We start from the raw sequence: 19,938 nt of genomic DNA on the forward strand, positions 1-19,938 counted from the left end.
GCTGGTTTTTTATAAAAATTGTGCTAACTATTTTCATAATACTAACTATTTTTATAATGCTAATCCTCTAAAACAAATACTCTAAGACCTCTAGCTGTGAATGACGCTACTCTTATAACTGATGGTGTTTATGACCAATAATGCTAATGACCATTCCAATGCCACTAACAGTGCCAGTAACAATGTCGCCAAAACAGACTCCATAGTACTTAGCGCTCCGAACCCTTCAATAAATGAGCAAGTTATTACCCCTGCAAAAATCGAATGGCAAAGGGACGATAGCGGCAATAAAGTGCCAGTATCAGGGGAGTTCGGTGATGTCTACTTCTCTCATGCCGATGGCTTAGCAGAGTCGCGCTATGTATTTATCAATGGTAATCAACTGACTGAACGTTTGGCAAATTTAACTGGGCAGCAGAGCTTTACTATCGTTGAGTTGGGTTTTGGTACTGCCCTTAATCTATTAGCAGTATGGCAGTTATGGCGACAACTGCGTATCACTCAGCCACAGTTAGCTGACGCTCGCTTGCATTTTATTACTACTGAAATGCACCCCTTATCCCTCGATGACTTAACTAAGATACTGAGCTTATGGGCACAGCGTGCGCCTGAACTCGCTGATCTCATCGAGCAGCTACTAGCGACTTATCCAATGCTTGTTGCTGGCGCGCATCGGCTGACCTTCCCTGCTGATAACTTAACCGTCGATATCTGGCTGGGTGATGCAGCCACTAGCTTAGCCAAATTACAGAATCGCACTGCTAGTAATCGAGCGGCGCACGTCGATGCTTGGCTATTAGATGGTTTTGCCCCTTCTTGCAATGAGTCATTATGGGCCGATGCGGTGTTTGCGCAAATACAGCGCTTGTCACAGCTGGGTACTAGTGTCGCTACTTATAGCTGTGCTGGGGTGGTCAAACGTGGTCTACAAAATAACGGTTTTGCCCTAAAAAAGATCAAAGGCTTTGGCCGTAAAAATGAGATGCTTACGGCGGTGATGACGGCAGAATCGTTATCAGCGAATGGCGCTAGCGGCAAGATAATGTCGTCTACTTTAGAGCAAAGTACAACAACTGCTATAGAGTCAACTGTAGAAAAAACCAACGGCCATCAAACTGCCTTGGGTAACCCTAGTCATAGTTTAGTCATTGGTGCTGGAGTTGCTGGCTTATCAACAGCATGGTCATTAGCCAATCGTGGTATTAAAGTGACTTTACTAGATAAAACAGCTCCATTAGCAGGAGCCTCCGGCAATCCACGTGCCCTACTAGCTCCTAAAATGACTCCTATCCATCATGTTGATGAGCATCTGCATACTCTGGGCTATCTGTACAGCTGTCGTTTTTATCAGCAGCTCAATGAGCAAGCCGTTCAATCCAGTACAGCCTTAGTATTAGAGCCAACGGGCGCGCTCGATTTGCTAATCAAAGCCAATGTCAACGTTGAACAAATCTCAGCATATCCTCCTAAGATGGCTACTACCTTGTCAGTCGCACAAGCGCAAGATGCTACAAACTTAGGGCTGCAAGCACTAGCCGAAAACTTATATCTACCACAGTCAGGCTTAGTCAATCCGCGAGCGCTAAAAACCTTGATACTTAACCATCCGTTGATTACCTATCAGCAATTAACGGTGACTGCTATTAATGAAACTACCCTGCAGGTTTGTATTACGGGTCATAGTGCTGATACAGACTATTGCAAAAATGCATGTAGTGACGCTGCTGAAAAGACTATTAAAAAAACTATCACCGCAGATAATGTGATCATTTGTGCCGCTTTTGAAAGTCATGAATTAGATAGGCGTGTTTTTGATTGTCGTAAAATTCGCGGGCAATTATCTTGGTTTACCCCGACAGCAGCACAATGGGCAAAGCTACCTAAACTGCCGCTTAAATATAGCGGTTATTGTGCCTCATTTACGCCGCAAAGGGGCGATAGCAGCATCAATAATGTGGATGAAGGACGCCAGCAACTATTATTAGGTGCCAGCTTTATACGTAATGATATATCTACAGAGATACGGGCTGCTGAACACCAAGTCAGTCGTGATAAACTAATAGCGGCTATCCCTGAGTTAGCAGCAGTAATACCTACGGATACTAGTGGCTGGCAAGCTCGTGCTGGGGTACGCACTCAAACCCCTGACTATCACCCGATACTAGGTCAGTTAGGGTCAGGGCAAAGTCGTATTTGGACCTTAAGTGCGATGGGGGCCAAAGGCTATGCTTATGCCCCACTGTGCGCCGAAATATTAGCAGATATCATGCTGGGTAACTTCGTTCCTGTATCTGCTGCTATGCTCGCCAGACTATCACCACAGCGTAGCCTGTTGCAGACGCCGTTGGTTTAGTGGTAGCGAAATATAAAACAGATCGGCTAAAGTTGCTATAACATAGCCACTCTATCGAGCAAAAAACCCAGTTATCCAAATGATTATTGACCACAGTCCCCATACTAGCGCTATCAGCACAATCATCCCCAAAAAATCAGGTATGTGCAGATAAAGCCAAGCCACAATAGGATTGCGCCAAAAGCAACTGTGCTGCTGCTTATCTTCTAACTGCTGATGCAAAAACGGCCGATCCATATGAATAGTATCCGTAATACCATACTCTTCATGGATATGCTTATGGACGATGCTAAGCGTTTTACGGCTAGGCCGAATAAAAATATCCAATAATGTGCCGACTCCAGGCACGATACCCACCACCATATCAATCAAGGCTAAACGTACTGCTGGAGACATCTTACTAGCAGGAACACCCAATTGCCGACCCAACATAAAGGCATAGCTAGTCAATGCTAATCCTGCTATATCGCCAGCTAGTGGTATCGTCGATAACGCAGCATCTGCGCCAACGCCTTGCTTAGTAAAAGGCACTCGTACTAGCGAATCCATAGTATTAGCGAATTTTGCCAATTTACGCTCAGTGGCAATCACTTGCTCACGAGTCAGCCCCTGCTCTGCAAGCCTTAGCTGATAGTCGATTTTAGGTGCTGTACTAGGAGTAGATTTAGTTAGCTTTGCAGCTAAACCTTTAGTTTTTAGTAACTTTGACCGCTTAGATTCGGGCGGTAAATTTGAGTTATCCATTAAAGCTCGTCCATATACAAGAGGCTGCTATCAGCAAGAACAAGTAACGTCCAACCCAAATATTAGCCAAAAAGGCTTGGAAACAAGCAGCGGCTTGCCGACTGGCGCAAGCGCTATTTTGTTTAGCGAACATCATCGCTACTAATGCTAAGCCAAATACGGGAATAAACCCTAAATGGGTCACTGAGAAATAATGCCACAAAACTATGCCCATTAATAATAAAAACAGAGTTTGCAGTAGCGAGATAATGACTACGTCATAACGTCCAAATAAAATAGCCGTTGATTTGATTCCGATTTTTAGATCATCTTCGCGGTCAGCCATCGCATACTGCGTATCATAAGCCACAGTCCAGCACATATAAGCTAAGAATAACAGCCAACACCAAATATCAGGAGTGCCGACTATCGCCACATAAGCCATAGGTATCGCCCAGCCAAAGGCCGCTGCTAAGAACAGTTGCGGTAACTGGGTAAAGCGCTTCATAAAAGGATAAATAAAAGCCAATACCACGGCGCCAAGAGACCAGTAAAACACTTGCACCGGTAAAAAGAATAGTAAGCTGGCACTCAATGCTACTAATACTAAGAACGCTGCAATAGCCTCTTTACCAGATAAGCGCCCATCAGCCAACGGCCGGCCTTTAGTACGAGTGACGAAACCGTCGACTTTACGATCAGCAAAGTCATTAATAGCACAACCTGCCGCTCGCATCAAAATTGCTCCTAGGGCAAAAATGATAAACACTTTTAAGCTTGGTAAACCTGCCGTTACGCCAGTACTAGAGCCTTGCTGTTGCGCTTGGCTCATTGCTGCAAGCAACACGCCCCACAAAGTTGGCCATAACAATAGCTCAATGCCCACAGGTTTATCAAAGCGCGTCAGCTGCATGTAGGCATGAAGTTTGTCTTTGAGAGTTAAGGCTGGCCGCTTAGATATCATTAGTTAATGGTCTCTATTTTTATAGTATTTATTTTTGCTGCCATAATTGATTGGCTTCTAGCAGAGATAATTCAGGATACTGTTTTCGTAACGCTTTAATCGAAGCTACTTTATCACTCTGTACTGGCTGCTGACGTAAATAAGTCAAATACTCGGTTGGGTCGGTCACTTGCTCTAAGCGCTTTTCAAGCTGTCGAATGTGCCTACGCATAGCAATATGCATCAGTAGCAACCATGCACTTACTAGATAAACCACTATCATTGACATCGATAATCTCCCGTATCACTTAGCTTAAGCAGATAAGCTAAGGCAGCTAAAAACCTTTAAATGAAATAACCTTTAAGTGAAATAACCGTCAAAACGTAGTGCTTCGTTCTGCCAAGTCTCAGTCGGCTGCTGTTGAGCCAGTAACGCGGCCTGCTGCGGACGCTTGACGATAACTCGCCCAGCTTGCTGTTGATTATTGCTCAAAAGCGATTGCGCACTTTGTAGTAACTGCTGCTCTTCAACTAGCGTTGGCGGCTGCGCTAAACCATGCAATGCTTGCATTTGCTTACCAACTTTAGCGCCTTTACCCGTCTTACTATCTTGATAGCTATCCATCGGAAACATAGGGTCTAAATAAATAACATCTACCTTCTGTTTAGTGGCGTCAGAGCTTATAGAATCCTCTGCTTGGATACGCTGTAAAGAGCTGAAATAGCTTAATGCATCAGTATTAACAATATGCAAACGTGACATCAGCTTTTGCCAATTGGGATGGGTACTCATGCGCTGCTGTTCAGTCAATAATAACAGCGCCATTAAAGGCTGCTGCTCTAGCATAGTTACTTGTGCCCCAGTGCTAGCTAATATCAAACTATCATGTCCAAAGCCAGCTGTAGCATCAATAACTTTGCTACCAGCGCTAAGTTTAGCAGCTTGTAATAATAGCTCAGTTTTGCGCCCAGCACTGACCACGCGCCGTTGTAGCTTGTCCCATTCCGGCGCTACACTTAAACCAGCACTCAATAACGATAGCTGGTTTTTAGGGTCTAATAATAGCAGCGCTGATGCCGATTCTGCACTTAGCTGTGCACGGCGCTTTTGAGTAAGCTTGTCAGTGACTAGCTCAGTAGTTAGCTCTAAAGATAAGTTGTGCTGACTGATCAGCGCCTGCAATTGCTGAATTTGCGCTTGCTGGACTTCGTCAACGTAAACCAACTTGCAATGTTGAATGCTGATAGCCGTTGTAGATGTTTGCAAAGTGCTCATAACTGCTATCTCTTATGACTATTCATCAAGCTATTTATCAAGCTATTCAAATATTAATAAAATCGCTTGACGATCGATTGTTGGCAAAGTCTATTGATAAATCTAATTAATATGACCTGCAAAGACTTAGCCTACAAAGATTTAGCCTGCAAACTGATAGCCGAATACCCAAGCCGCTACTAATACCACGATGCCAGTAATAATACGCAACCAAGCAAAAATCTTAAAGTCACGGCGGCTAACCCAAGCCACTAACCAGCGAATAGCCAATAGTGCGACTACAAAGGATACTAGCGTACCTATACCAAGTACCCACCAATCCTCGCTAGTGGACATCACCTCATGATGCTTTATTAAATCGAGCAACCCAGCACCAATAATAACTGGAATGCCTAAGAAGAAGGAAAACTCAGCTGAGGCTTTACGAGAGACGCCAAGCCATAGCGCTCCTACGATAGTAGCGCCAGAGCGTGAAGTACCTGGTATTAAGGCAAAACATTGAAATAAACCAATCATCAAGGCTGTCTTGAGACTGACATCTTCAGCTTCCTCAGCAATAATGACTTTCGGGCGGTTTTCAACATAAAAAATAAGTAAACCACCAATGATCAGCATGATAGCTACAGTGACAGGGTTGAATAAATAAAGCTTAATTTCATCGGCAAAAGTAAAACCAAGGATCATCACTGGAATAGTAGCGACTATCAAGCTAAGTCCGAGCTGGCGAGGGTTTTTTAGCACTTCAGACTTACCAGTAATTAATCCAGTAAGCGCTTGCCAGAGGCGTCCCCAGTAGTCATAAATAACTGCTAAAATAGCGCCTAATTGCACTACTACTATGAACAAATCAACTTTTTCTTTGGTCCAAAAACCCATGACATCAGCTGATAAAATCAGATAGCCAGTACTAGAGATGGGTAAAAACTCAGTGATACCTTCAACAATACCCATGATGACGGCTTGAATTAATAAAACTATATCCACTTTTATTATCCTAAAAACAGCACTACTAACTACTGGGTGCTGTCATGTTATCTGTTGATGACTTTTGTACCTTTAAGTGGTTCATTAGCCGTTATAAGAATACTGTTATAAAAATACTTAGGCTAATATTAATACTTTATTAGCTTAGTACTGACCTTAGCTTAGTACTGAGATTAGCTGCTAGTAAAGCTTTAAGCTTTACCTTGTTCTTTCAGCGTTTTCCAAGCTTGATTACGCAAATATTTTGGTAAAGCCTGCGCCGCCTCGGTACCACCGCTCGCTACAAACTGGGCGATACCTAATTGCCCAATGATAGCCGCATCAGGATTGATATCGTCATAGCTGAGTTGTCCATCATAATGCTTGAGTAAGCTAGCACCATTGCCAACAATAGGTAAATTAAGTGGCGTTTGACTGTCATAATCTAGCAATTGCTCAGTATCCGCTGCATCCATAGATCCTGCATCGACAGGCGCTGGTTGCATAATACCGTCCCTTAGACAATAGTGACCAAAATACACTTGCTGCATCCGCGCATCGAGGGCGCTATACACTTGCGTTAGACCATGCTGTACATAAGCAGACTGCGCTATAGCTTGCAAGCTAGAGATAGCCACGCATGGTAAATCTTGGGCTACTGATAAGGCTTGTACCACAGCAGTATTGATACGAATACCACTAAAAGCACCGGGACCACGATTGAATATCAATGCTTGCACATCTGCCAATCGCAGCTGATTACCCTTTAGTGCCGCATCTATCATCGGCAATATTTGCTGGGTTTGCTGACGCTTACCCGTTTCAGTTTGGTTTGAAATCACTTTGCCGCTGCTGTCTAAAATAGCAATCGAACATTGATCAAAAACGGTATCCATGGCTAAAAACATGCTGACCTCAGTTGTACTTGCTGGCTTTACAAAATAGCGCCTATCATAGCATTTCAATTCAACAACTTTGATGACTTTCTGCACTTTCCACAATTTATCCATCGAAAAGTATTGTCGATGCCGAGGCATTCACTAAGTTAGTAAAACCTATTTATAAAAACCCCAAAGCTATAGCTAGCATTGAGGTTCTATACTGCGGTTATGATATGGCAATCGGGTTAAGCTAAAAGCGCTTTTTGAAGCCTTTTGGTGCTTGATTCTGCAGCTCTTGCATTTGCTTTTGCATATCCTCAGCGCTTGGCAAATTGTTAGGATCCAGTCCCATTTGCTTAGCCATTGCTGCTTGGTTGACATCTTTTATGCCGCCTGATTGACCGCCACCACCGCCAAATAACGGGCCACCGCCACCTGCAGCGCCGCCGCCGCCACCCATTAACCCTTGCATAGATTTCATCATTTTACCGATGCCTTCAGGCTTGGAAATCATTTTCATCATTTTCGCCATTTGCTTGTGTTGCTTAAGCAGGCGGTTGACGTCTTGAATCTCGCGACCAGAACCTGCGGCAATACGACGTTTACGACTAGGGTTAATCTTATCGGGATTTTTGCGCTCAAATGGGGTCATTGAATTAATCAAAGCTTCCATTTCACGTACTTTTTCTTCAGGCTTAGCGTCTTCAACGGCTTTTTGCATATCAGAGCCGCCCATACCCGGCATCTTGTCAAGGAAGCCTGCCATGCCGCCCATACTTTTCATTTGTTGAAACTGAGTCAGTAGATCCTCAAGGTCGAATTCACCACCCTTTTGCATCTTTTTAGCCATTTTTTCGGCTTTGTCACGGTCGATTTTTTGTTCAACTTCTTCAACTAGACTTAATACATCACCCATACCTAAGATACGTTGGGCAATACGTTCAGGATGGAACAACTCTAGCGCGTCTAGTTTTTCGCCGCGACCCAAGAATTTAATAGGCTTGCCAGTGATAGCACGTACTGATAGCGCAGCGCCGCCCCGAGCATCGCCGTCAGTCTTAGTTAAGATCACCCCTGTCAAAGGCAAGGCATCATCGAATGCTTTGGCAGTATTTGCCGCATCCTGACCGGTCATGGCATCGACTACAAATAGAGTTTCAGAAGGATTGACCGCAGCGGTTAAGGCCTTGATCTCATTCATCATAGCTTCGTCAATAGCCAGACGACCAGCGGTATCAATAATCAAGATATCTTGATACTGAATTTTGGCCTCTTCAATAGCTCGTAGCGCAATATCAATAGGGTTTTCGTCGCTGCTTGAATTGACGAATTTGGCATTAACTTGCCCAGCCACTTGCTCAAGCTGCTTGATCGCTGCTGGACGATAGACGTCAGCCGACACTAGCATAACTTTTTTCTTATGACGCTCTTGTAGGAACTTGGCCAGCTTACCAGCAGTAGTGGTTTTACCAGCACCTTGTAGACCTGCTAAGATATAAACTACTGGTGGTTTGCCAGTCATTTCTAACTGTTGATTGGCACTGCCCATCATTTCGGTCAGCTCATCGTGGACGATTTTTACAAAAGCTTGTCCAGGAGCTAACTCTTTTAACACTTCTGCGCCCAGTGCTTGCTCTTTGACTCGTTTAACAAAATCACGAGTCACAGGCAAAGCTACGTCAGCTTCCAGCAGCGCCATACGTACTTCACGTAAAGTGTCTTTGATATTGTCTTCGGTTAATTGACCACTGCCAGAGATGTTGCGTAAACTCGACGATAGGCGTTCGGTTAAGGTATCAAACATAAGTAATTCTCATTAGGTCATTAGTTAATATGTATTCTTTAAATCTGCGTTAGTTAATAGGGTTTTGCTTAGCTATATTGTGGTTAGCGGTATTTTAATTAGTATTCATCACCTGTTGCAAGCCACTGGTTTTAATTCACCCGTTTATTATTTAAGCGCTTATGCTAGAATTTCTCAATAATAGATCAATATTGATCCTGCATCTTCAATAATGAATCAGCAATATTGACTAGGCTAAAATAATAATGGATATGATTCTCAACTGAAGGCTGTTTTATGATAAATTGTAGGCTTATTCTAATCATACCATTTTAGCATTAACTTGAGCGGCCCTGAGTAATAATAGCCACTAGGTTGCGCTGCTGATAATTAATGAGGCTTAGCTGTGTTACTTGCTTTTGTGATAGCCAGTATGGCTTATATCGCGGTCAGTATCTACATCGGTTGGGCACTGACAGCCAATATTACTATTAATAAAGGTCTCAGTTTGGGCCTATTGCTGCTGGGAATGCTTGCGCACGCCACCCTATTGTATCCTTATATATTCACTCTTTATGGGCTGAATTTTAATCTATTTAATGTGCTCAGTCTTATCAGCTTATTTTTCTTATTCTTTTATGTCCTGTTCTCATTGTATAGACCGATTGTCAGTTTAGGTATTTTGGCAGCGCCAACCGCCTTTATCGGCATGACCATAGGATTCATTGGTCGAGTGGCTTACCAGCCTTTAACTCATGTCAGTGTCGGTTTAGAAGCTCACATTATACTATCATTCGCCGCTTACTGTGTGCTACTGATGGCCACCGTACAAGCGCTATTTTTGCGACTGCAAATTGGTGAACTAAAACAACAGACTATTCATCGCTTTTGGGTCAATAAGCTCCCTTCTTTGCAGACTATGGAAGGATTATTATTTGACATGATCCTAGTAGGTTTTGTGCTACTTAGTATTGCGCTGGGACTTGGCTTCGTCTATGTAGAGGACTTATTTTCTCAACATATCGTGCATAAAACAGTATTTAGTGTACTGTCATGGTTATTATTTGGAGTACTGCTACTAGGTAATTGGCGTGCAGGGTGGCGTGGTAAGCGTGCTGCTAACATCACTATTTATGCCTTTATATTGTTAGCTATTGGTTTCGTTGGCAGTAAATTTGTTTTGGAGTTAGTGCTGTAATTAGTACTGTGATAAGCACTGTAACTAGTATGGTAATTAGAGGGTTTACATTAGCATATGATCTGCAACACTGCTTTGTTTCACTAGCAGCTATTTCCAATCTCTAGTGGTCACTATTCAACCCGCCTTAATGTCTTTTTTGATCACCGGCATCATTCTGGCCTCAGCCTTGCAATTTTATGCACTACCTTGGTTTTTTTATAACATTTATAGGGATAAATGTTATAATTTAGCCCGTAATAAGGTTGGCACCAATATTGCATTATAAATGCAACACTGGTTGTTTATAATGCTAACACTAGTATTAATAACTGTATCAGTATTTTGATTATCCAATTATTATACTCGTCTATTACCATAACGATTTGCAACTCTCATAACATGGCCTTCGACAATGAGTTCAGCACCTAGCGCCACCTCCCAAGGTTATGGCAAAAACAGACAATGGCTCGCCGAGCTTGAACTTAAGCTAGTACCAACAGCCAATAAAACCTATCTTAAGCAGCTGTCTTTTAGCGGGCCGCTGCGTATTCAACGTCCCTTTTATCCCGAAGGTGGTGTTTGTCATTTATACATCCTGCATCCACCCGGTGGCTTAGTATCTGGTGACCAATTAAAAATACAAGCTCACTGTGTAGCCGATAGCCAAAGCCTATTAACTACCCCTTCTGCAGGCAAAGTCTATGGGCGTGATAGTGATGGCGTCGCTCAAGGTCAGTCAGTAAAGTTAACTTTGCTGGACAATGCTGAATGTGAATGGTTGCCACAAGAGACTATCGTTTTTCGAGATGCCAATGCCCGCTTAGATACCCGGATTGAATTGTCTGCTAACGCACGGTTTATAGGTTGGGACTTGGTATGTTTAGGACGCCCAGCGGCTAAAGAAGTCTTCGATAAAGGCTCACTGAGCCAGCATATTTCCTTATGGCGTGATGGCCGTTTAGTACTTAATGAGCGCTTACAGCTAACTGCTGGTAGCAAAATGCAGCAGAGCCGAGTGGGGTTGGCAGATAACGTCGTATTTGGCACTTTGCTTGCCAGCGGCTTTACTCTACAACCAGGCTTTGATGCTAGCCCTCAGGCTGATTTAATCAAAGCATTACGCGCCTGCCTGTCTAAGCAAGTTTTTACTATCACTCAGCGCCTCGGGGTACTGCTGGTACGCTATTTGGGCAATGATATGAACGAATGCCGTGATGGCATGTGGCAAGCTTGGGCGCTAATCCGACCTGTGCTACTCCAGCGCCCTGCTTGTATCCCCCGTATTTGGCTTACCTAATTTCACTGACTATATTTAGCCCATCTAAGGAACAACACCATGGAATTAAGCCCAAGAGAAAAAGATAAATTGCTGTTATTCACCGCCGGTTTAGTAGCTGAGCGTAGGCTAGCTCGCGGGTTAAAGCTCAACTACCCTGAGTCGGTTGCTTATTTGTCAGCCGCTTTGTTAGAAGGAGCACGCGATGGCCGTACGGTAGCTGAGCTTATGGGTAGCGGTCGTAACTGGCTGACACGCGAGCAAGTAATGGACGGGGTGGCAGAATTAATACCAGAGATACAAGTTGAAGCTACTTTCCCCGATGGCACTAAGCTAGTTACCTTGCACAACCCTATTCAATAATACTTGCTCTGCTTGTTACCGACAGTATGCTAGAAAAACACATACTCATGGCACAAGGTCATAAATGCTTTTTTTTAACCTAATCGTAGGTCTGATTAAATCCTATCTCCATTAATACTAAATCTTATTTAACACTAGGAACCGAGATGAAACCTGGAGAGCTACAGCTAGCCACTGGCGATATTGAATTGAATGCTGGTCGTGAAAAACGTACTTTGATAGTAGCTAATACTGGTGATAGACCAATACAGGTTGGCTCTCATTATCACTTTGCCGAAGTGAACCCAGCACTGCAATTAGATCGCGAGCTGGCCATGGGCTTCCGTCTAGACATTGCTGCTGGTACTGCCGTGCGTTTTGAGCCCGGTCAGCAGCGCAGCGTGACTTTAGTCGCCCTCGGAGGTTTGCGCCGAGTTTATGGATTTAGAGGCGATGTCATGGGCCCATTATCAACATTAGTAGGAGAAGACCATGTCTAAAATCAGTCGCAGCGCTTATGCAGAAATGTTTGGTCCTACTACTGGCGATAGAATTCGTCTAGCCGATACTCAACTATGGATTGAGATTGAGCACGATCATACTTGTTATGGTGACGAAGTTACTTTTGGCGGTGGTAAAGTTATACGTGATGGCATGGGTCAGAGCCAACTTGGTGATGCCGATACCGTCGACACTATCATTACTAATGTAGTGATTTTAGATCATTGGGGCATCGTCAAGGCTGATGTTGGCATCAAGAACGGTCGTATTAGCGCCATTGGTAAAGCGGGTAATCCTGATATTCAGGATGGCGTGACTATTAATATAGGCGCTTGTAGTGAAGTCATCGCTGGTGAAGGTAAAATCCTGACTGCAGGTGGTGTTGATACTCATATTCATTACATCTGTCCACAGCAGATTGAAGAGGCCATCTGCTCAGGTATTACTACTATGGTTGGTGGCGGTACTGGGCCTGCAACAGGTAGTAAGGCCACGACTTGTACGCCTGGTGCTTGGCATATTGCCCGCATGCTTCAAGCAACTGATCAGCTACCGATGAACTTTGGCTTTATGGGCAAAGGTAGTGCTAGTTTGCCAGGGCCGTTACGCGAGCAGTTAGATGCGGGCGCTATGGGACTGAAGATTCATGAAGATTGGGGCGCAACTCCAGCGCTGATTGATTGCTGTTTATCGGTCGCTGAAGAATACGATGTACAAATAGCTATTCATACTGATACTTTGAATGAATCAGGGTTTGTCGATGATACTTTAGGGGCGTTTAAAGGCCGTACTATTCATACTTATCATACCGAAGGCGCAGGCGGTGGTCATGCACCGGATATTCTAAAGGCTTGTAGTCTTTCTAATGTGCTGCCCTCGTCTACTAATCCGACCCGACCTTATACTGTCAATACGGTAGACGAGCATTTAGATATGCTGATGGTCTGTCATCATTTAGACCCTAATATTCCTGAAGATGTGGCGTTTGCGGACTCTCGTATTCGTAAAGAAACCATTGCTGCCGAAGATATTTTGCAAGATTTAGGGGTTATCTCGATGATTTCCTCTGACAGCCAAGCGATGGGACGCGTTGGAGAAGTAGTGTGTCGTAGTTGGCAAACCGCTGATAAAATGTTCCAGCAGCGTGGTCTATTGCCAGAAGATGAAGCGCTTGGCTGCAATAACTTTCGTGCTAAACGCTATGTAGCTAAATATACTATTAACCCTGCTATTACTCATGGTATTTCCCATGTAGTGGGTTCAGTAGAAGTCGGTAAGCTTGCAGACTTAGTATTATGGGATCCGGCTTTTTTTGGTATTAAACCTGCGTTACTGTTAAAAGGCGGTAGCATTGCTTACGCACCAATGGGTGATATTAACGGCTCTATTCCTACCCCGCAGCCAGTACATTATCGTCCGATGTTTGGCGCGCTTGGTCGTGCAGCCTCTGCAAGCAGTGTAACTTTTGTCAGTAAAGCGTCGCTTGAGCGAGATTTAGTCAGTCAATTAGGATTGACTAGAGAGCTAGTAGCTTGTGTCAATACTCGCAATATTCAAAAGAAAGATATGATTCATAACAGCGCCACTCCAAAGATAGAAGTTGATGCGCAAACTTATGAAGTACGCTGCGACGGCGAGCTGTTAAGTTGTGAGCCAGCTGAAGTATTACCACTAGCTCAATTGTATATGTTGTTTTAAGACGCCCCACCCACTATGGAGAAAGAAGTGTTAAAAATAACTCAATATTTAGCGGATAACCAACAACCAGCTGATGACTATATAACCTTAGCTTTTGAACAGCGCCAAAAAGGTCGCTTTAAAGCAGTGAGCGACCAAGGTATCGAGGTAGGAGTGTTTTTAGAGCGTGGTCAAGTACTAGCTCAGGATGATCGCTTGCAAGCAGAAGATGGTCGTGTCTTCGCGGTAGTCGCTCAACCGGAGTCAGTAGTGACCGCTTATGCCGATGATTGGCCAAGCTTTGCACGTGCTTGCTACCATTTAGGGAATCGACACGTGACTTTGCAGTTAGGCGATTGCTGGCTGCGTTTTCAACCAGATCACGTGTTAGAGCATTTGGCTGAACACTTAGGCTTGCGTTTAGAAGTAGGCGCCGCCCCTTTTCATCCTGAGGCTGGCGCTTATCATGGTCAACACAATCATGACAGCCATGACAGTCATGAATCGGGCCATCATGAACATTGATAGTCCAACTAGTAGTTTGCAAGCTAATGCTGTGCAAACTGGTGCTACGCAGATCGATGCTAGTCAATTACTGGCACTGTTACACTTATCCAGCCCTGCCCTGCCTATAGGTGGTTTTGCTTACTCTAGTGGCTTAGAGTCGGCCATTGAGCTGGGCTGGGTGACTAATGAGGCCGAGCTTGAGAGTTGGCTTGATGGCATGTTACAAGCAATGGCCCATCTGGATATTCCAGTGCTATTACGCTTGTGCGCTGCTAGGATTAACAATGATGCTCAGCAAATAGTGTACTGGAATGATTTTTTGCGAGCCAATCGTGAAACTTATGAGTTACTATTTGAAGATGAACAGCAAGCGCTAGCGTTAGTACGCTTATTGCAAGGTCAACAGCTAGAAGTAGACTCTCTACCTGAAGAACCTGCTTTTATGAGCGTTTATAGCTTAGCTGCGCAGCATTTCGGTCTCAGCGCCGATTGGGCAGCAGTAGGGTATTTATGGAGTTGGCTTGAGAACCAGTTAACTGTAGCTAGCAAAACCATACCTTTAGGTCAGACAGCGGCACAGCGATTATTAGTGTTGCTAAAGCCAATATTATTAGCACACTTTGCAGTGGCGACTACTCTTACTGATGAGCAGCTTGGTTGGAGCCTACCTGGGCAAGTACATGCCAGCTGCTTACACGAGAGCCAATATTCGCGTTTATTTCGTAGCTAATAGCGCTGATACTGAACTAATTTAAAATCGACTGATATTGTCGCTAACGTACCTTAAAAATTCTTTTAAAATCACTGTATTTGGAGCAAATAATGACAACTCAATGTTTACGAGTCGGTGTAGGTGGTCCAGTAGGATCAGGCAAAACAGCTTTACTACGCCAGCTGTGCTTAGCGTTACGTAACCATTATGATTTAGCAGTAGTCACCAATGATATCTATACCAAAGAAGATGCTGAGTTTTTATTACGTCATCAAGCTCTAAGCGAAGATCGTATCTTAGGTGTGGAAACTGGTGGTTGTCCGCATACGGCTATTCGCGAAGATGCTTCTATGAACTTAGCTGCCATCGACACTTTGCAAGAGCGTCATCCCAATTTAGAGTTAGTGTTTGTAGAGAGTGGTGGTGATAATCTATCGGCAACTTTTAGCCCAGAACTATCAGATCTGACTTTATATGTGATCGATGTCTGCGCTGGTGATAAAATCCCCCGTAAAGGGGGTCCTGGGATCACTAAGTCTGACTTGTTGATCATTAATAAAACCGATTTAGCCCCTATGGTCAACGCTTCGCTAGAAGTTATGGATAGAGATGCTAAGCGCATGCGTGGCGAGCGTCCTTTTGTATTTAGCAACTTAGTTCGCGGTGATGGAGTCGCTGAAATCATCAACTTTATTCAGCGCGAAGGTATGCTTAGACCCTTACCAGCTGACTTCTCAGTAGAAGTGACTAGTGTGGCCAGCAATGAACAATTGGCTTAGTAAAATACAAAACATGTTTGACCAGCAAAAATCACTCTAGGAATGAATTATGAACAGAAATAAAATCGGTCAAACCGTGCTACTAATGTTAGTTGCACTAGCACCTTCAGTAGCCTTGGCTCACCCCGGACATGATACTTCAGGCATGCTCGCAGGTATTACGCATCCTTTATTGGGCTGGGATCACTTATTAGCCATGGTGGCGGTAGGTATGTTAGCGGTGATGGGCCGTAGTAAACCGGCATGGCAACTGCCATTAGCGTTTGTGAGCTTTATGCTAATTGGCGCGCTATTCGGTATCAATGGCATGGCTATTCCAGCCGTTGAGAACGGTATTCTACTATCTTTAATAGTACTAGGTGGCCTACTAGCAGTTGGACGCAGCAGTTCGTTATTGCTGCTAACGGTATGCTGTGCACTGTTTGGTACTTTACATGGTAATGCACATGGTATTGAATTAGCTGCCGGTCATGGCGCAATCAGCTATATTGTGGGCTTTATGCTCTCTACTATCGCCCTACACACTATCGGTTACTTAGTGGCGAGCAAGTGGCAAATCATAGCTTTGAGAGTTACTGGTGTTGCTATCGCAAGCATCGGCTTAGTAGCTATGCTAGGGGCTATGGCTTAACGGCTAGCGGTCAAGTGTTAAGATAAGCGATCAATAAAAATACTCCGACTCTACGGAGTATTTTTTTATCTATTATTTGCTAATTTGATCGTTGTACTTTTTTAAGCTTGGGCTCGTTAATACCCAACCCTCCCTGCAAAGTTGATGGCTATTATGTTCAGAATTCCTGATATTTATTCAATAATATAAGTTCGAGTCGTTGTTTCATTATTAGGTGAGGTAACCGATACTTTCAAAGAGTCACCAGCTTCACACTCCTCTAACTTATAAGTATTAATCGTACCGGTGTTATCACTAGGCTTACCTGTACCAACTAAGTCAGCAACCTTTTCAAACCCTACAACCATTTCTACTGTACAGGTTAAACTTTCTTGTTCAACGGTTATATCGCCAGTTGGTGCTACAGTAAACGGTGATGTTTCCCCATTACCTTGTGCATCGGTATCGACTGTAAAAGCAGTATCGCCTTTTTTAACCGTTATAGTAGTATTAGAGTTCGCGCCAGTAACCTTTATAACAAAACCATTAGCAGGCGACTTAGCTGGAATAATTGTAGCGACAGGATTATTTTTTGTTTTATCAACAACTGTTCCTGAGATAGTAGTACCTGATGGCATAGGGTTTAAATCATAAAACCCACCACTATTAATGCGTAAAATAACGGTTTTATCTGCGCTACTTATAATCTGCGAGCTTGGCTGCAATAATGTAAAGCGAGCATTATTACCATTAGATAATAACTGGATTGACTCATTACGTACTACAGTAGACAGCCCTGTATTACAAGTCATTGGTTTATTAGGTGATACAAAGGTGCTGATGAAGTTTCTCTCAAAAGCTTGTTTTTTTAGTTCATCCAGTGAAGGAAATTTCAGGTTTATAAACTGTCTAATGTTATTTTCACATTGCCCGTTTGCTTGAGTAGTCAACGGATAAGTAAATTCGCCTATCTCAAAAGTACCATTTTCATTATCATCACGGAAAGTATCGCCAATGTTATGAACAAGGGTGTCAACTCCTTCATTCCAAGCATTATTTTGATCTTTATCAATATAGGTTTTTTCACCCTCTGCAATCGCTAAGATGGTAACTCGCCCATCACCTGGGCGCGGGTTCTGAGTAGAGAATTCAACGCTACATGCACCGTTAATAGTCCCACAGCTAGAGGGCAGTATCTTACCCCCTTCAGCAGTAAAACTAACTACGGTACCATCAGGCACTTTATTGCCATTACGGTCAACCATGCGCGCCGTCACAGAGGTTGTCTTACCATCTAGACTCCAGTCTAGTGTATTGCTGCCCATAGACAAGCTAAGACCGTTTTGAGTGACTCGAGAGCTGTCAATAAAGATACCTTTTGATAAAGCATTGATACTGCGGTCACTTACTAACGTAGCTTTGATCTCTACTGGACCTGGGGTCACTCCAGGATATATCTGTATAGAAACTTGACCTTTCTCATCTGTTGTAACTGGTATTTCATATCTATTACCTAATACGCCAAATGTTAAATCAAAAGGTGCTCTATTTAGGGTGAGTTTGACTGCTTGATTTGCTAGCGGAATGTTATCCGAATAAACGGTAAACTCTACTATTCCAGTTGCTGATGAGCCGCTATATTTAGCGCCTAATCTAAAAGAGTCTGAGGTAAACACAATAGAGTTTGCCTCAGGTGTTTGAACCACTATGTTAGTAGACTGGACTGTGTTTCCCGTACTTGCTGAAATGTGTACATTACCACTACATAAAGTATTGTCGCTATTAATTGCCTTATAAACTACTTCAACCATTCCATCAGAATCTGAGCTCATTTGGGTCGGCAACTGACCACAACTGCTATTTAAATTAGTGAGTATACCACTCAAAGGATTGCCCGCTATATCACTAACCTTAAATGATACCGTTGTCTGTCCACCTGATGGTAATAGCGAAGTTCCCATCGTTAGTGCGCTGAGCGTCACATTAGTTGCTTGTACAAAAAAATCTAAATTATCAGCAGCAGTATCGCCTCTGTAACTTGCGTTCGCTGAAATAGTATAAGCGCCTGAAACTTTAGGTGCATTGGGTTTTAGGAAAATACGAGCTCTACCTTCACTATTTGTTAAAGTAGAACCAGAAGTTGTTTGCGATAAAACCACACCCTCAGCATCAACTGAAAAGCTAACCTTAGCGCCTATAATCGGACTTTTGTTTGTATCTACTACTTCTATTTGGTAGTAAGCGCCATCGAGACTGACAGTAGTAATTGCGTTGCCGTCAGCATTAAGCAACCTACTTTCATTAATATTAACCGCTACTATAGCTTGCTGATCCTCACTATTATTATTGCCACCACCTATCTGCCCACCACTCTCACTATTATCAAACGGAAGAGCAACTGAATCTACGCTATCGCCACCACATCCTGCTACAGCTAAGGTTGCTGCTAGTATTGTGAATTGAAATAACTTAGAAGTGCGCGGACTATAGGGCATATTTTCGAACTCCAAATTAGCAAAATTTTGCCAAAAAAATAAGGCAGATTGCCGAGTAATTTTATATAAACATCAGGTGATCAACTCACTGGCTTTAAAATAGTATTTGTTAATAATTTGTATATATTTCTAACAACAACCCTACTGAATTTTTTATTTATTTACAACTAAAAGTTTACTCTTTGCATAAACAATCAATAACATTGCTCTATGGATACGAGGTATAATAAGCACTTAGTAGGTTAGCGTTTACTATAAAATAATTTGAATTTTTATTGATTATATGGTATAAATGTCGCCTTTAAAATTTTCTGAATTGGTTACCTTGTCATTTGCCTTTAGATGGCAGAAAATCAGCTCAACCTTCATATAGTTTTGTTTGGTGCAATGTGCCTCTTGCTGTGTCCATGCCGCAAATTTGTGCAACTTGCCCAGACTGGTATGAGAATATCTCATACCTAATAGATTAGGAGTTCACCATGTCTAAAGTTTGTCAAGTGACTGGAAAGCGCCCTATGGTGGGTAATAATGTTTCGCACGCAAACAACAAAACCCGTCGTCGCTTCCTACCAAACCTGCATAACCATCGTTTTTGGGTAGAGTCTGAGAATCGTTTCATACGTCTACGTATATCTACTAAAGGTATGCGCATCGTTGATAAACTTGGTATTGATAAAGTGCTAGCAGATTTGCGTGCAAAAGGTCAAAAAGTTTAAGCCGAGCGCTTCACTATTCAAAGGAAAGTTGTTATGAGAGATAAAATTAAGTTGGTATCAACTGCCGGTACTGGTTACTACTACACCACTACTAAAAACAAACGCACTATGCCTGGCAAAATGGAAATGAAGAAATTCGATCCAAAAATTCGTCAGCACGTGTTGTTTAAAGAAGCAAAAATCAAATAGTAATCATTAATTAATGACTAATATTTGAGCCA

20 protein-coding genes are annotated in these 19,938 nt (G+C 43.1%); 12 read left to right on the forward strand and 8 right to left on the reverse strand.

The window, feature by feature from the left end:
• Positions 1-130: 130 nt before the first annotated feature.
• Positions 131-2,353, forward strand: coding sequence for an FAD-dependent 5-carboxymethylaminomethyl-2-thiouridine(34) oxidoreductase MnmC (gene mnmC / locus JMY09_RS11970; protein WP_201623834.1), 2,223 nt, complete (start codon positions 131-133; stop codon positions 2,351-2,353).
• A gap of 51 nt (positions 2,354-2,404) precedes the next feature.
• On the opposite strand, the gene JMY09_RS11975 is transcribed toward mnmC, so the two are convergent.
• The 7 genes from JMY09_RS11975 to ffh all read right to left on the reverse strand — a co-directional run bounded on the left by JMY09_RS11975 (position 2,405) and on the right by ffh (position 8,943).
• A complete protein-coding gene (locus JMY09_RS11975) occupies positions 2,405-3,097 on the reverse strand; it encodes a DUF4112 domain-containing protein (RefSeq protein WP_201623836.1) in 693 nt (230 codons plus the stop codon).
• Positions 3,090-4,040 (reverse strand): 4-hydroxybenzoate octaprenyltransferase, encoded by a 951-nt coding sequence (gene ubiA / locus JMY09_RS11980; protein ID WP_201623838.1) that lies wholly within the window; start codon positions 4,038-4,040, stop codon positions 3,090-3,092. Before ubiA ends, JMY09_RS11975 begins: the two co-directional genes overlap by 8 nt.
• A 28-nt stretch (positions 4,041-4,068) precedes the next feature.
• Positions 4,069-4,308 carry a hypothetical protein gene (locus JMY09_RS11985; protein ID WP_201623840.1) on the reverse strand — a complete coding sequence of 80 codons (240 nt, stop codon included), beginning with the start codon at positions 4,306-4,308 and terminating at the stop codon, positions 4,069-4,071.
• 72 nt (positions 4,309-4,380) lie between these two features.
• Positions 4,381-5,295 (reverse strand): class I SAM-dependent methyltransferase, encoded by a 915-nt coding sequence (locus JMY09_RS11990; RefSeq protein ID WP_201623842.1) that lies wholly within the window; start codon positions 5,293-5,295, stop codon positions 4,381-4,383.
• A gap of 141 nt (positions 5,296-5,436) precedes the next feature.
• The gene (locus JMY09_RS11995; protein ID WP_201623844.1) at positions 5,437-6,279 is read right to left on the reverse strand and encodes an undecaprenyl-diphosphate phosphatase; all 843 of its coding nucleotides are present in this window, start codon (positions 6,277-6,279) and stop codon (positions 5,437-5,439) included.
• Between the two features lie 191 nt (positions 6,280-6,470).
• Positions 6,471-7,166 (reverse strand): tRNA (adenosine(37)-N6)-threonylcarbamoyltransferase complex dimerization subunit type 1 TsaB, encoded by a 696-nt coding sequence (tsaB, locus tag JMY09_RS12000; protein WP_201623846.1) that lies wholly within the window; start codon positions 7,164-7,166, stop codon positions 6,471-6,473.
• A 223-nt stretch (positions 7,167-7,389) separates the two neighbouring features.
• Positions 7,390-8,943 carry a signal recognition particle protein gene (ffh, locus tag JMY09_RS12005; protein WP_201623847.1) on the reverse strand — a complete coding sequence of 518 codons (1,554 nt, stop codon included), beginning with the start codon at positions 8,941-8,943 and terminating at the stop codon, positions 7,390-7,392.
• 385 nt (positions 8,944-9,328) lie between these two features.
• Here ffh and JMY09_RS12010 point away from each other — a divergent pair, with 385 nt between their 5' ends.
• The 9 genes from JMY09_RS12010 to JMY09_RS12050 all read left to right on the forward strand — a co-directional run bounded on the left by JMY09_RS12010 (position 9,329) and on the right by JMY09_RS12050 (position 16,527).
• On the forward strand, positions 9,329-10,120 hold the full coding sequence (locus JMY09_RS12010; protein ID WP_201623849.1) for a cytochrome C assembly family protein: 792 nt from the start codon (positions 9,329-9,331) through the stop codon (positions 10,118-10,120).
• Positions 10,121-10,514: 394 nt separating this feature from the next.
• Positions 10,515-11,399, forward strand: coding sequence for an urease accessory protein UreD (locus tag JMY09_RS12015; RefSeq protein ID WP_201623851.1), 885 nt, complete (start codon positions 10,515-10,517; stop codon positions 11,397-11,399).
• A gap of 39 nt (positions 11,400-11,438) precedes the next feature.
• A complete protein-coding gene (locus JMY09_RS12020) occupies positions 11,439-11,741 on the forward strand; it encodes an urease subunit gamma (RefSeq protein ID WP_201623853.1) in 303 nt (100 codons plus the stop codon).
• A 146-nt stretch (positions 11,742-11,887) separates the two neighbouring features.
• A complete protein-coding gene (locus JMY09_RS12025; RefSeq protein WP_201623855.1) occupies positions 11,888-12,220 on the forward strand; it encodes an urease subunit beta in 333 nt (110 codons plus the stop codon).
• On the forward strand, positions 12,213-13,919 hold the full coding sequence (gene ureC, locus JMY09_RS12030) for an urease subunit alpha (RefSeq protein WP_201623857.1): 1,707 nt from the start codon (positions 12,213-12,215) through the stop codon (positions 13,917-13,919). Before JMY09_RS12025 ends, ureC begins: the two co-directional genes overlap by 8 nt.
• A gap of 27 nt (positions 13,920-13,946) precedes the next feature.
• Entirely contained in the window at positions 13,947-14,423 is a 477-nt protein-coding gene (gene ureE, locus JMY09_RS12035) for an urease accessory protein UreE (protein WP_201623859.1), read from the forward strand.
• Complete coding sequence (locus JMY09_RS12040) at positions 14,380-15,135, forward strand: urease accessory protein UreF (RefSeq protein ID WP_227677307.1); 756 nt, start codon at positions 14,380-14,382, stop codon at positions 15,133-15,135. The genes ureE and JMY09_RS12040 overlap by 44 nt, the downstream gene beginning before the upstream one ends.
• 92 nt (positions 15,136-15,227) lie before the next feature.
• Positions 15,228-15,896 (forward strand): urease accessory protein UreG, encoded by a 669-nt coding sequence (ureG, locus tag JMY09_RS12045; RefSeq protein ID WP_201623861.1) that lies wholly within the window; start codon positions 15,228-15,230, stop codon positions 15,894-15,896.
• Between the two features lie 49 nt (positions 15,897-15,945).
• A complete protein-coding gene (locus JMY09_RS12050; RefSeq protein ID WP_201623863.1) occupies positions 15,946-16,527 on the forward strand; it encodes a HupE/UreJ family protein in 582 nt (193 codons plus the stop codon).
• Between the two features lie 173 nt (positions 16,528-16,700).
• Here the strand turns inward: JMY09_RS12050 and JMY09_RS12055 are convergent, their stop codons facing one another.
• On the reverse strand, positions 16,701-19,001 hold the full coding sequence (locus JMY09_RS12055) for an Ig-like domain-containing protein (protein ID WP_201623864.1): 2,301 nt from the start codon (positions 18,999-19,001) through the stop codon (positions 16,701-16,703).
• A 479-nt stretch (positions 19,002-19,480) separates the two neighbouring features.
• Here JMY09_RS12055 and rpmB point away from each other — a divergent pair, with 479 nt between their 5' ends.
• Complete coding sequence (rpmB, locus tag JMY09_RS12060; RefSeq protein WP_201623866.1) at positions 19,481-19,717, forward strand: 50S ribosomal protein L28; 237 nt, start codon at positions 19,481-19,483, stop codon at positions 19,715-19,717.
• Positions 19,718-19,750: 33 nt separating this feature from the next.
• On the forward strand, positions 19,751-19,906 hold the full coding sequence (gene rpmG / locus JMY09_RS12065; RefSeq protein ID WP_062533708.1) for a 50S ribosomal protein L33: 156 nt from the start codon (positions 19,751-19,753) through the stop codon (positions 19,904-19,906).
• The last annotated feature ends 32 nt before the right edge of the window (positions 19,907-19,938 follow it).

Source organism: Psychrobacter urativorans, assembly GCF_904846695.1.
In the GTDB taxonomy this organism is placed as follows: Bacteria; Pseudomonadota; Gammaproteobacteria; order Pseudomonadales; family Moraxellaceae; genus Psychrobacter; species Psychrobacter urativorans.

Coding starts and splice junctions, on each gene's coding strand:
- mnmC (WP_201623834.1), top strand. CDS start 131: ATGACCAATAATGCTAATGACCATTCCAATGCCACTAACAGTGCCAGT.
- JMY09_RS11975 (WP_201623836.1), bottom strand. CDS start 3,097: ATGGATAACTCAAATTTACCGCCCGAATCTAAGCGGTCAAAGTTACTA.
- ubiA (WP_201623838.1), bottom strand. CDS start 4,040: ATGATATCTAAGCGGCCAGCCTTAACTCTCAAAGACAAACTTCATGCC.
- JMY09_RS11985 (WP_201623840.1), bottom strand. CDS start 4,308: ATGTCAATGATAGTGGTTTATCTAGTAAGTGCATGGTTGCTACTGATG.
- JMY09_RS11990 (WP_201623842.1), bottom strand. CDS start 5,295: ATGAGCACTTTGCAAACATCTACAACGGCTATCAGCATTCAACATTGC.
- tsaB (WP_201623846.1), bottom strand. CDS start 7,166: ATGTTTTTAGCCATGGATACCGTTTTTGATCAATGTTCGATTGCTATT.
- ffh (WP_201623847.1), bottom strand. CDS start 8,943: ATGTTTGATACCTTAACCGAACGCCTATCGTCGAGTTTACGCAACATC.
- JMY09_RS12015 (WP_201623851.1), top strand. CDS start 10,515: ATGAGTTCAGCACCTAGCGCCACCTCCCAAGGTTATGGCAAAAACAGA.
- JMY09_RS12020 (WP_201623853.1), top strand. CDS start 11,439: ATGGAATTAAGCCCAAGAGAAAAAGATAAATTGCTGTTATTCACCGCC.
- JMY09_RS12025 (WP_201623855.1), top strand. CDS start 11,888: ATGAAACCTGGAGAGCTACAGCTAGCCACTGGCGATATTGAATTGAAT.
- ureC (WP_201623857.1), top strand. CDS start 12,213: ATGTCTAAAATCAGTCGCAGCGCTTATGCAGAAATGTTTGGTCCTACT.
- JMY09_RS12040 (WP_227677307.1), top strand. CDS start 14,380: ATGACAGCCATGACAGTCATGAATCGGGCCATCATGAACATTGATAGT.
- ureG (WP_201623861.1), top strand. CDS start 15,228: ATGACAACTCAATGTTTACGAGTCGGTGTAGGTGGTCCAGTAGGATCA.
- JMY09_RS12050 (WP_201623863.1), top strand. CDS start 15,946: ATGAACAGAAATAAAATCGGTCAAACCGTGCTACTAATGTTAGTTGCA.
- JMY09_RS12055 (WP_201623864.1), bottom strand. CDS start 19,001: ATGCCCTATAGTCCGCGCACTTCTAAGTTATTTCAATTCACAATACTA.
- rpmB (WP_201623866.1), top strand. CDS start 19,481: ATGTCTAAAGTTTGTCAAGTGACTGGAAAGCGCCCTATGGTGGGTAAT.
- rpmG (WP_062533708.1), top strand. CDS start 19,751: ATGAGAGATAAAATTAAGTTGGTATCAACTGCCGGTACTGGTTACTAC.